Origin of the sequence: Lactobacillus taiwanensis DSM 21401 (assembly GCF_001436695.1) — a bacterium.
GTDB lineage: Bacteria > Bacillota > Bacilli > Lactobacillales > Lactobacillaceae > Lactobacillus > Lactobacillus taiwanensis.
On the sequence record NZ_AYZG01000051.1, the window covers coordinates 103451 to 116681 of the forward strand.

7 protein-coding genes are annotated in these 13231 nt (G+C 32.3%); all 7 read left to right on the forward strand.

Features of this window, described 5'->3' with window-relative positions:
* Nucleotides 1-48 precede the first annotated feature (48 nt).
* The 7 genes from FD18_RS06790 (at nt 49) to nth (ending at nt 13178) form a co-directional block, all read left to right on the forward strand.
* Entirely contained in the window at nt 49-3525 is a 3477-nt protein-coding gene (locus tag FD18_RS06790; protein ID WP_057719187.1) for a PD-(D/E)XK nuclease family protein, read from the forward strand.
* Nucleotides 3526-7140, forward strand: a complete 3615-nt coding sequence (gene addA, locus FD18_RS06795) for a helicase-exonuclease AddAB subunit AddA (RefSeq protein WP_057719188.1) — start codon at nt 3526-3528, stop codon at nt 7138-7140.
* A gap of 24 nt (nt 7141-7164) precedes the next feature.
* A complete protein-coding gene (locus tag FD18_RS06800) occupies nt 7165-9981 on the forward strand; it encodes a helicase C-terminal domain-containing protein (protein WP_057719189.1) in 2817 nt (938 codons plus the stop codon).
* The gene (locus FD18_RS06805; RefSeq protein ID WP_057719190.1) at nt 9974-10468 is read left to right on the forward strand and encodes a PepSY domain-containing protein; all 495 of its coding nucleotides are present in this window, start codon (nt 9974-9976) and stop codon (nt 10466-10468) included. Before FD18_RS06800 ends, FD18_RS06805 begins: the two co-directional genes overlap by 8 nt.
* A gap of 68 nt (nt 10469-10536) precedes the next feature.
* Entirely contained in the window at nt 10537-11835 is a 1299-nt protein-coding gene (gene asnS, locus FD18_RS06810; RefSeq protein WP_057719191.1) for an asparagine--tRNA ligase, read from the forward strand.
* A 60-nt stretch (nt 11836-11895) separates the two neighbouring features.
* On the forward strand, nt 11896-12540 hold the full coding sequence (locus FD18_RS06815; RefSeq protein ID WP_057719192.1) for a DnaD domain protein: 645 nt from the start codon (nt 11896-11898) through the stop codon (nt 12538-12540).
* Nucleotides 12541-12548: 8 nt separating this feature from the next.
* Nucleotides 12549-13178, forward strand: a complete 630-nt coding sequence (nth, locus tag FD18_RS06820) for an endonuclease III (protein WP_057719193.1) — start codon at nt 12549-12551, stop codon at nt 13176-13178.
* Nucleotides 13179-13231: the final 53 nt, after the last annotated feature.

Consider the following 13231-nt stretch of genomic DNA (forward strand, 5'->3'; position numbering starts at 1 on the left):
TTGTTTTGCTCCATATGCTAAAATATTTGCTAAGGAGACACGAGACTTATGATTAATGTAATTACTGGTAGACAAGTAGACAACTTGCAAAATGAAATAATTGATCAAGCTGTTAGGTCATATTACCAAGATAAAACGCACGATGTATTTATTATCGTGCCAAACCATATTAAGTTTACCACAGAAGTACGCGCACTTAGCAAGCTCTCTGTTTTAACAAATAAAAAACAAGTAGCAGTTAATAAATTGCATATTCTTTCATTTTCACGATTAGCTTGGTATTTCTTAAAAGATGAAGCAATTAGATTGCCTCAAATTCTTGATGATGCCGCTAGTGTAATGCTTTTAGAACAAATTGTTACTGACTATCAAGATGAATTAAAGTTGTTCCAGAATAAAACACAAATTACATCTGGTGCATTAAAACAAATGTATGAGGCTATTCTATCTGTTAGAGCCGGAAATATTGAACTAGATAATATTGATAATGAAAAATTAAATGAAGAAATGCGTTACAAAATTCATGATCTTCAAATTGTTTATGATGAATTTATCGAACGATTATCAGAAAAATTTGCTACAAAAGATGAAATGCAGTTATTACTTAACGAATTTTTAGCTAAAAGTAATAATTTAAGTAAGATGGATTTCTATTTTTCTGACTTTTCACACTTTTCTCTACAGGAATTAACCTCAGTGCGGTTAATTTCAAAAAAGGCTAATAATACTACTTTAGCTTTTAAAACAAAAATTGGAAAAATAAATACAAATACTGAACCAGGAGATTATGATTACGTAGTTCAACGGACAATTAAACAATTAGAACATTTTTGGCAAAATCAGGAATTAGATTATCAATGTCAAGAATTCCCATTATCTTCATCTAGTCCAAGTTCTTTATTAAACGGAATTTGGACTAAAACCGGTAATTTTGATGAACAAGTAAGTAAGTTTTTACAGCCAGTTAAGGCAGATTCACGTTATGCAGAAGCTTATTTCGTGGCTCGAACAATCTATCAACAAGTAGCTTTAAATAATTATCGCTATCAGGATTTTTTAGTTTTGGCACCTAACTTAAGTGAATATGAAACATATCTAACACCGATTTTACGTCAGAATAATATTCCATTCTTTAATGACTTACAAAAAGAGATGAAATATCATCCCTTAGTGGTTGCTGTTGAAAATTTACAGCAAATCTTTAATCGCGGATTTCAAACTGATAATGTAATTGCTTTAATGAAAACGCAGCTTTTCATCCCTGAATGGTATAAAAGTTCTGCGCGCTTTCAAAATGATGTTGACTTACTTGAAAATTTTGTTTTAGCACATGGAATTAAAGGTACTCTCTGGACAAAACCACTAAAGAACTTTGTTGATGCCAATGTAATTGCCTTAGATAAATCTGAACAAGAAGTAGAGGAACTAGATCACTTAAGAAAATATTTCGTTGATATTTTAAGTACTTTCTTTAAAAATTTAGAAGACGAAAAAGATCCTCAGACAGCAGTTACAATCTTTTGGAACTTTTTAATAAAAAATCGAGTAGCTAAAAGACTAGAAGCCTGGCGAAAAGAAGCAAACGATGCTGGAGATTTGCAACTTGCTCAGCAGCCAGAACAAGTTTGGTCAACTTTAAATGATTTATTGAAAGATTATCTATTAGTAGCAAAAGAATTTTCATTAGATCAGTTCTTTGAATTGCTAATTAGTGGTTTTAGCGAAGCAAACTTCTCACAAATTCCATCTACGCTTGATGCAGTTAATATTTCTGAATTAGGAATGGTTCAAGGGCAAGATTATAAACAAGTCTTTATTATTGGTGCAACTAGTAGTAATTTACCGCAAATTGAAAAAATACCTGGTTTCTTTAGTTCAGAAAACTTAGAACAATTAAACGATGGAATTAATGCTAGTGGTTATTTAGAAGATCAGCAGAAAATTAATAATTTAGATCAGAATTATCAATTTGGAAATGCTTTAAGTTTAGCTAGCGATAAAATTTATATTTCCTATCCCGTAATTAATACAGCTAACGAACAATTGGAACCTTCTATTTTTTATAGACAGCTCTTAAGATTAACGAAGGCGGAAGAATTTGCACAGCATGATTTACCAACTAATAGTGATGATGTGCTAACGTTTATGACTAATCCTGAGGCAAGTCTAGGCTATCTAACCTATTTAAAGGGCAAAGAGGATGTAAATGTAGATTCTCTGTTAGATTTGACTGAGAAAAAAATAGGCAAAGTGACACAAAATGTAGTTGAAGGCAGCAATTTTAAAAATGTTCCTGAAGATTTATCTCCAGAGTTAGCTCAAGAATTATATGGAAATAGAATTGAAACTTCAGTTTCTCAGTTAGAAACTTATTATCAAAATTCTTTTGAATATTTCTTGAATTATGGCTTGCATCTAAAGAAACGTTTTGAAAATGAGCTAGATGTAATTCAAGCTGGAAATTATTATCATGAAACTTTTGATTATCTGGTTAAAAAGATAAAAGAAAAAGATTTAAATTTTGCTGATTTAACCGAAGAAAAGCTAGCAGAACTATTAATTGAGGTAAGAGAGGAGTTAAAAGAAAAGGGAAGATATCGGCAACTTTTGAATGATCCTTTTAATAAATATCTGTTCCATAAGCTTGACCAAACAACTTCTAATGTTGCGTATTATTGGCACAGTAATGCAAATAAAACAGCCTTTAGACCGCAATATTCGGAATTAAGTTTTGGTAAAAATCAAAGAGTAGAAGGTCTCTCTTATGACTGGAAAGATGATAATAATGAAAAGAAGGTTGTCGATCTTCGTGGAAAGATGGATCGTGTTGATTTAGCCAAAGTAAATAACCGCGTTTTAGGAGAGGTAATTGATTATAAATCTTCTGCTAAGAAATTTGATTTAGGTTTATTTGCAAATGGAATTTCAATGCAGATGATTTCTTATCTTGAAGTTTTAAAAAAGAATAATAAGTTTTTTGCTCAAGGTAAAGATTTAGACGTTTTAGGTGCCTTTTACCAGAATATAACTAGTAGCTTAGATCGTTTAAGTAGCGACAAAATGATCTTAAGTAACTATCAAATTAAGGACTTAATCAAAGAAAGCACTAAGAAATTAATGTATAACGGAATTTTAATCGCAGATGAAGAAATGCTTGATTTGATTGAACCAGGAATGGAAAAGGATCGAGCAACTTCTGAGCTATATAATAGTGTTAAGCGAAAAGCAAACGGTGATATTAGTTGGCCACGAAATCAAAGCTTTACTCCTGATCAACTTGAATTATTGTTAGCTTATAATTCTTACCTAATTAAAAATGCAGGTAGTGAGATTTTATCAGGTAAGATTAAACTTGATCCTTACGCTTATGGTCAACAGACATCCCTTACTTATTCTGACTTTAAAGATATCTTCTTTTTTGATGCCATGTTAAAAGAAAATAATTACCATAAAATTAAAGCAATTGATAAAAAGACCTTATTGAACTTAATTAAAGAAAAACTAAATTTGGATGGTGATGAATAGGTGACAAATTTTACTAGAGAACAAAATCAAGCCGTTAATGATCATGGAAGAGATATCTTAGTTTCTGCATCTGCTGGATCTGGTAAAACTACAGTTTTGGTTGAACGAGTTTTGAGACGTATTCTTTCAGGTACGCCAGTTTCATCGCTTTTAATCATTACGTTTACAAAAGCTGCTGCTCGTGAGATGAAGGAGCGTATTAAACAAAAAATAAGTGATCAGCTTGAAATAGAACCTGACAATCAGTTTTTAAGAAATCAATTATTAGACATTGATACCGCTAATATTTCAACGATTGATTCTTTTTGTTTAGACATAATTAGACGCTTTTATTATGTTATTGATCTTGATCCACAATTTAGTGTTTTGACCGATGAAACACAAGCTGAACTTTTAAAAGAGCGTGCATTGCGTGAGCTAGAAAGTGAATATTTGGAAGAGGATAATCAGGACTTTCAAGACTTCTATGATAATTTTTCAGGCGATCGAGACGCAGAAGGTGCTAGAAACTTATTGTTGCAACTTTATAACACTGCCACTTCTGAACCCAACTATGAGAATTTTCTTAATAACTTAGCAAATTATTACCATGTAAAAGATAAGTTAGTTGAATCTTCATTATGGCAAACACAAATAAAACCTTTGCTGATCAAAGAAGTCAGTGATTTGAAAGATGAGGTTAAAAAGTTATTTACTTTTCCAGAAATAGATGGAGCCGATTTAAGTAAGGTAAAAGAAAATTATGATATATTTGCTAATAGATTAGATGAATTTTTAAAAGCTTTAGAAGATGATTATTCTTATAATGAAATTCGTGCTAGCCTGATGAACTGCAAATTTGAAAAAACTGTTCGAAAATCAAAAAAATGGTCAGAAGATAGTATTGCCGTTTATCAAGAAAGTCAAGATCTAAAATCAGATTTGAATGATCAATTAAAGAAGATTTTTGCTAGTTTTTTTGTAGTAGAGGAAAAAGAGCAAATAAAAGTTCTCAAGAAGTCTGAAAAGCTAGTTGAAACGATTATAGGAGTAGAGAAGAAACTTATTAAAAAATTTAGTCAATTAAAAAGAGAGCAGAATTTAATTGATTATAGTGATATGGAACAGTTCGCTTTTAATATTCTAACTACTGATACCTCTAATGCACATCTTGCGCGAGAATATTATCAAGAAAAATTCAATGAGATTTTGATTGATGAATATCAGGATGTGAATGCTCTGCAAGAAAATATCATTAGGGCTATCAAGAAAAAAGGACAGAACACTTTATTTATGGTTGGGGATGTGAAGCAATCAATATATGGTTTTAGACAAGCACGTCCTGATCTATTTTTGAGTAAATACCATGCTTACGGACAAGATGAAAATAGTGAACGAATTGTTTTAGCAGATAATTTCAGGTCAACAAAGAGAGTAACTGAGACAGTTAATGTACTATTTGATCCAATTTTAACAACGAATTTTGGTGGAATAGATTATAAAAAAGAAGGTCAATTGCAATTTGGTGCTGATTATTATCCTGCTGATTTACCAACAGCAAGTGAGTATATTTTTAGTGATAAGAAGCGTACACAATCTGCTTATGAGGAGAAATATGGGGATGAAATAGATTTTAGCGAAATTCAGATGGTTATTGCTAGAATCAAACAATTAAAGAAAGAAAATTTTCAAATTTGGGATCGAAGAACTCAGCTTAAGCGTCCTCTGGAGTACTCTGACATTGCTATTATTACACGAACTAGAAGCGACAACTTACAAGTAATGCAGGAGTTTGCAAAAGCTGATTTACCATTATTTGTTACTGATGCTCAAAACTATTTTCAAACTTTTGAGTTAATCATGATTATGAATTATTTAAGATTAATTGATAATCCTCAACAAGATATTCCTCTAGTAGCAGTTTTAAGATCACCGCTTTTTAATTTTAAAGAACCTGAACTCGCCCAAATTCGAGTTAAAAGCAGAAGTGGTAATTTCTATACTGCGTTAGCAAGTTTTGCTTCAGTTAATTCTGATCTTGGTAAAAAATGTAAAGGATTTTTACAACAGCTTGAAACTTTAAGAAATTTTGCGGCAACGCATAGAATTTCTGAATTAATTTGGAGTATTTATGAAAAAACACATCTATTAGAGATCGTTACAGGATTGCCAAATGGGCAACAACGTAGAGTTAATCTGGAATCTTTGTATGAAAGAGCAACTTCTTATGAAAGTGCAGGGTTTAAAGGGTTATATCAGTTTATTAGCTTTATTGAAAGAATGAGAAAAAATCAGAAAGATTTAGCTCAGCCACTTTTAAGTGATAAGGCAGATAACGCTGTAAAATTAATGACAATACATGCATCTAAAGGATTAGAATTTCCAGTTGTTTTTGTTATGGGTTTAGGCCATAAATATCAAACTAGGGATTTAAGTGGTAATTTTACTATCGGTAAAGATTCGCTAGGCCTGACAGTAAAGGAAAAAGATTATCGCATTGATTCTTTGGTTAAGTCTGTTGCCGATGTAGAGAAGCGACAACAAATGCTGGAAGAAGAAGCAAGAATTCTGTACGTTGGTTTAACTAGAGCGCAGCAGAAACTAATTTTGGTTGCAAGTGTTAATGATCTTGAAAGCAAACAGAAGAAATGGTTAAGTGAAATTGATCAACGCACTAATACTCTGCCTTTGGTTAAAAAAATTAATGCTCAATCTCCTTTAGACTTTTTAGGACCAAAATTAGAACAAAAGCATGAATTTGATCAAAAAATTGATGATATGACTTTGGCATTAGAAGAACAAGATAGATTATATTATTTGAAATTTAATCTTGATTTTAAGTTAGAAGAGATAAGGACCCATAATGAGGATACTCAAGAGTTAAGTTCTAAAATAAACACGGTAGTTAAAGATCTTTATGACTTTTATTATCCATTTGGGGATGCAACAAAAACGACGGCTTATCAATCAGTTTCTGAAATAAAAAAGGTTTTCAATGATCCGATGGACACCGAACTTGAAAACTCAAGATTGATTTCCTCAAGTAATCGCTATCTACAACCAATTGATGAAACGCCTACTTTTTTAGAAGAACAGAAGTTTACTGGAGCAGAAATTGGTACCGCAATGCACTTGGTTTTACAATATTATAATTATGAAGGCAGTAAAAACGAGAAAAATCTAGAAGAAGAGATCAAAAAGCTTGTTGAACTAGGTAAGCTAAATCCACTAATGGTACCTTATTTATCTAAAGACGCTTTAAATTGGTTTGTAATGAGTGAGTTCGCTAAAGATTTTTGGAAAAAACCAGCTAACCTACATCGAGAAAGTCAGTTTTCTAGTTTAGTTAATGCGAGTGAATTATTTAATAACTTCTCCGATCCTGCGGCAAAAATTTTAGTCCACGGGACAGTAGATGGATATTTTGAAACAGATGAAGGACTGATTTTGTTTGATTACAAGACTGACTTTGTTGATAAAAAGCATGAAGAACAAGCAATCAAAAAAATTAAGCAAAAATATACTGGTCAATTGCGTTTATATGAACAAGCCTTAAATGAAATGACGGATAGTAAAAAGGTTATAGGAAAATATTTAATTTTGCTTGACGCAAAGAAAGTAGTCCCAGTAGACTAGAGACAGAATAGAAGGGAGATTATTATGAAAAAAGCCTTTACAGATGATGTTTTTGCTGTGGTCGATTTAGAAACTACAGGCACGCAACGTAACCAAGGCGATCATATTATTCAATTTGGCTGTGCGATCATCAAAAAGCGTAAGGTAGTAAAAACATATTCATTCTTAATCAATCCTCATCGTGAGATCCCTCCTGCTGTTGAAAATTTAACTCATATTAGTAATGAAGATGTAGCTGACGCTCATGATTTTCGTTATTATGCGCCTAAAATTCGTAAAATTTTAGAAAACACGATTTTTGTTGCTCATAATGTAAATTTCGATCTTCCATTTCTAAACTATGAACTAGTTAGTGCAGGATTAGAGCCTTTCACTGGAAAAGCAATTGATACAGTTGAATTAGCCCAAATTGCTTTTCCAACTTTTCCTTCGTATAAATTAAGAGACCTTACTAGTCGCTTAAAAATTAAACATTTGGATCCTCACCGCGCTGACTCAGATGCCTTAGTGACGGCTAAATTATTATTAAAAGTAATTAAAAAGTTGGAAAATCTTCCTCAGGCGACTCTTAATACTTTAACGTCATTATCAAAAGGACTTTTAAGAGACACAGATTATATTTTTCATGAAATAGGTCAGGTTGCTCGTCAAACAAAAAGGCCATTAGACAAAGATCTGATTCAGGTAAAGCATTTGATTTTAAAACGGCAAAATATAGCTGTTCGTAATAATGAAGCTGTAACTAAGGGCTCATTTCCTCAAAGTGACGATGAAAAGAAGGAGTTGTTCAAGAAGCACCTACGTTTTAGGCGTGGTCAAGTTAGTTTAATTAATAGACTACATGACTTTGTATATAGCGATTCTGATGATTCATTAGTTGTTGAAGCGCCTAATGGGAGTGGAAAAACTTTTAGTTATTTGATGGCATATGCCTATGAGCTTTATTCTGGTCGAAAATTAGTAGTAGCTACCCCAACTAAGGTTTTACAAGAACAAATTTTAAAGCAAGAAGTTCCGCAACTTTTAAGAATTACGCATCTAGATTTAGATGCTCAAATTGTTAAATCAAGTAGTCATTATCTAGATTTAGATGGTTTCTATAATTCTCTTTATCAAACTGATAATCCTATTCAGCAAACATTAATCCTGCAAATGGGGATATTAATTTGGCTAACTGAGACTGAAACTGGTGACTTAGACGAATTACAATTAACTAATTATCAAGCTCCATTATTTACGTCAATTGAACATCCTGGAGATGCAAGAATTGGAACAGCTTTTGCAGACTATGATTTTTGGAATTTAGCTCGCAGTCGTCAAGAACAAGCAGATATTTTAATTACCAATCATGCCTATCTTGCTAATCATTATATGGATTCAATTTGGGGACAAAATCCATTTCTAGTAGTTGATGAAGCCCACCGATTTGTAGAAAATGTTGCAAGTTCTAGAAATGATTCGCTGCAATTTGAAAGTTTTTGGGGTATGTGCAGTCACTTACGTAATTTACTTTTTTATGCTGATGATAGTGCTAAGGTTAGGTTTGGAAATAAATTAGAATTCAAGTTAATTCTAGATAAACTGGAAGATCATACTACCGATTTAATTCATGCCATAAATAATGTTCAGAATGCACTTTATGACAATCGACGTTTTGCGACAAGTAGGGAAGAAAACCGCCAAAATGCTATCAGCTTAGGTTTTCAAGGTAAAGATTTATTCAGGGACATCCCTCAATTTAGGCATTTGTTAAATCAAATGCAGGATAATATCGAATTAGTACGCCAAGAAACAAACCAAATTTTATTTTTACTTTATCATCAACAAAAGAATTTATTGACTAGCGATGATGTTTTAATAAAAGATTTGCAAGATGAGGTTGATCATCTCGATTATTATTCAGAACAGAATTACTTATTGCTAGATCAACTAAGTGAACCTAAAAAACTAGATCATAAGGGCTTTGTCTTGGAAATAAGTAATAAAGACGATCCTTTGTCTACAAATTTAACTTGGTTAATGCTTGATCCTGAAGAGGAAGTTCAACAACTATATCATTATTTCAACAAAAAATTATTTATTTCGGCTACTTTAGCAGAACAAGATAATTTCTCTTACACAATTAAAAATTTATATTTAGATCCTAAAAAGACACTAACTTATCGAGCAAAACCCTCTTTTAAAGTAGAAAAGCATTTAAAAATTTATGCTCTTTCTGATATTAATGCTCCTGAAAATCCAAATAGTCCTGAATATGAAGAATTTGTAAGTAATTTGCTGACTAAAATTAAAAATTATGATCATATTTTAGTATTATTTACAAACTTAGATGTGATTAGAGACGTCTTTAGTAGATTAAGTGAAGATACTGATACTTTGAAGGATTATGAAATTTTAGCTCAAGGATTAACTGGTTCTAACGAAAAAATAGCTAAACGATTCGGAATAGCAGAAAAAGCACTATTACTTGGAGCAAATAGTTTTTGGGAGGGAATAGACTTTAAGCACAATGGTGTTGATTTAGCTATTGTTACGCGTCTTCCATTTGAATCGCCTGATCAGCCAGAAGTAAAACTACGAACTGAGTCGTTGAAAAAAAAGATAGGAGCCGATAAAATTTTTGATGCTGACACTCTTCCGCGTGCCATTTTACGATTTAGGCAAGGATGTGGTAGATTGATTAGAAATGAACGTGATCATGGGACCTTTGTGGTTTTAGATCAACGTGTTTGGAATAAGTCATATGGTGAACAATTTTTAGCAGGTCTTCCTGTGAGCGCTAAAAAGGTAAGCCAGCAACAATTACTAAATATTTTAAGGAATAGCAAACAAAATGAATAAATATGTGAAAAAGAGTCTTAAAATTACAGGAATTGTAGTCGGAGTAGCTGCAGTAATTTATTTATTTATCTGTATTATTTTTTACTTTGCAACTAAACCTATGAGCGATAGTATTAAGCAAACAAATGATATTGCCCTTCAAAAAACGCCAATTACAACAATTACTAAAAATTATCATCTAAGTCGCAGCGTTGAAAGTAATAGCTTAGTCGGTACTAGTGAAAAAGGTAAAAAGTATTACTTTATCTATCTTCCTCATAGTAAAAAAGCCTATCTTTACCAAGCAAGTAAAGGTAAAAGTGAAGAACAAATAAAGGAAATTTTTAATGACGCTCATCCAGGGCACAGTAAAGTTAAGTGTGAACTAGGCTGGTATAAAGGAGTACCTGTATGGGAAATAACATATAAAAAGGAAAATGGAAATTATGGGTATGTTATTTACGACTTCAAAACTGGAAAAGAATTAGTCTATGCAGACAATTTATAAATTTGTTAAACTAAAGAGTGATTTTTTAGTATAATAAAATTGAATTTAATTAAAAAGGTTGGTAAGTAATGACAGAATTAATCTCAATTAAAGATTCTTCTAAACATGTAGACCAAGAAGTTAAAATGCATGTTTGGTTAACTGATAAACGCTCAAGTGGTAAGATTATCTTCTTACAATTACGTGATGGAACAGCATTTTTCCAAGGCGTTATTCGTAAGAATGATGTTTCTGAAGAAGTTTTCGAAGCTGCTAAATCTTTGCGTCAAGAAGCTAGTTTTTATATCACTGGTACTGTTCACGAAGATAAGCGTTCCCACTTCGGCTATGAAATTCAAATTTCAGATTTAGAAATTGTTTCTAACAACGAAGGTTACCCAATTGGTAATAAGGAACATGGTGTTGACTTTTTACTTGATAATCGTCATTTATGGTTAAGATCTAAGCGTCCATTTGCTATTATGCAAATTAGAAATACTATGTTTAAAGCAACTATTGATTTCTTCGAAAAAGAAGGATTCATTAAGTTTGATGCTCCTATCTTTATGCACTCTGCTCCAGAAGGCACCACTCAATTATTCCATGTTGAGTACTTCAACAATGACGCTTACTTGTCACAATCCGGTCAATTATATGGTGAAGCTGGTGCTATGGCGTATGGAAAGATCTTTACTTTTGGACCAACATTCAGGGCAGAAGAATCTAAGGGACGTCGTCATATGACAGAATTCTGGATGATGGAACCAGAAATGGCATGGATGCATCAAGATGAATCTTTAGATATCCAAGAAAGATACTTGGCTTATATGGTTAAACAAGTCCTTGAAAATAATGAGTACGAATTAAAGATTTTAGGTAGAGATCCTGAAAAATTACGTCCAACAACAGAAGGTAACTTTACTCGTCTTTCATATGATGATGCTATTAAAATGCTTCAAGAAGCTGGCCGTGATATTAAATGGGGCGATGACTTCGGTGCACCTGATGAAGGATACATTTCAGACCAATTTGATCGTCCAGTCTTCATCGTTAACTACCCAACCACAATTAAGCCTTTCTACATGAAGAAGAATCCTGATAATCCTAAAGAATACTTATGTGCTGATGTAATTGCACCAGAAGGATACGGTGAAATTTTCGGTGGTTCTGAACGTGAAGGTAACTACGAAATCTTGAAGCAACAAATTGAAGAAGCTGGCTTAGATCTTAAAGATTATCAATGGTATCTTGATCTTCGTAAGTTCGGTGGTGTTCCTCATTCAGGATTTGGTATGGGATTTGAACGTACTATTGCCTGGGTATGTCACCTTGATCATATTCGTGAAGCAATTCCATTCCCAAGACTAATTAACAGAATGCAACCATAATTTAATATAATTTAGAAAGTTGAACTAAGTTAGTTCAGCTTTTTTTGAAAGGAAAATCATATGGCATCTTTTGCCACTATTCAAAAAGAAGGCTTTACAGTTATTTCTAATAGTCTTTTACGATATTACCCGACTTTAAAATTATCTGAAATCGAAGCTATGCTTTTATTGCAATTAGAAGCTTTTAAACAGGCAAATAATTTTTTCCCTAGTGATAATGAATTGTCTGAACGAATGAACTTATCTCCTGTTGAGATTTCTCAAATAATTCAAGATTTAATCGATAAGGAAATAATTGAACTAGGTCAAAAAAGGGATAAAGAGGGTAGGATTACTAATTTTTATGATTTAAATCTCTTGTATCAAAAATTAGATAAAATTATTGATGAAAATGACGCAAATAATGACGATCAATTTAATCTAACTTCTGACGTGGAAGAAAAAAGAAAAGTAAATCCTCTTCAAGAATTGGTTAGACAATTTGAAATTGAATTTGGACGACTTTTAAGCCCAATAGAAAAGCAAGAAATCGCAGCGTGGCTTAATATCGACCACTATAATCCCGAAATTGTAAAATTAGCACTTAGAGAGGCTATTTTGGCTCAAGTGTATAATTTTAAATATGTTGATCGAATTTTATTGAATTGGCAACGTCATGGTCTTAATACACCAGATCAAATTAAGAACTTTCTTCAACGAAACTAGGTGATTAGATGGAAAAGCTTTTATCTGATGAAGAGGCACGATTAGTTTTAAAAAGAATTCTTGCACTTTATCCAGACGCAAAAGGTGAATTACACTGGGATACAAAGTTTCATTTGTTATGTGCTGTTTTAATGAGTGCACAGACAACTGATAAAATGGTTAACAAAGCAACGCCTAAGTTCTTTAGCGATTATCCAGATAGTGCAAGCTTGGCTCAAGCGGATATTAAAGATATTGAAGATCATATTCGGACAATCGGCTTATATCGTACTAAAGCTAAGCATTTAAAAGAGACAGCACAAATTATTACAGAAAAATTTAATGGTAAAATTCCCAAGGATAAAAAAGTTTTAATGACTCTTCCTGGGGTAGGAGAGAAAACTGCAAATGTTGTTTTAGCTGAGGGCTTTAAAGTACCTGCAATTGCAGTTGATACACATGTTTCCCGTATCTCTAGGCGATTTAAAATAGTGGATGAGAAGGCTACGCCACATGAAGTAGAAAAAAGACTAGAAGAATTGTTGCCAGAAGATGAATGGATTAGAACACACCATGCCATGATTTTATTTGGTCGGTATACAATGCCAGCTAGAACTAAAAATCAAGATCCATATTCTTTTTTGCCACCATTAAAATAGCTTAATTTTAAGTACAAAATAAGAAAATACCACAGAAGTTTATTATCGCTTCT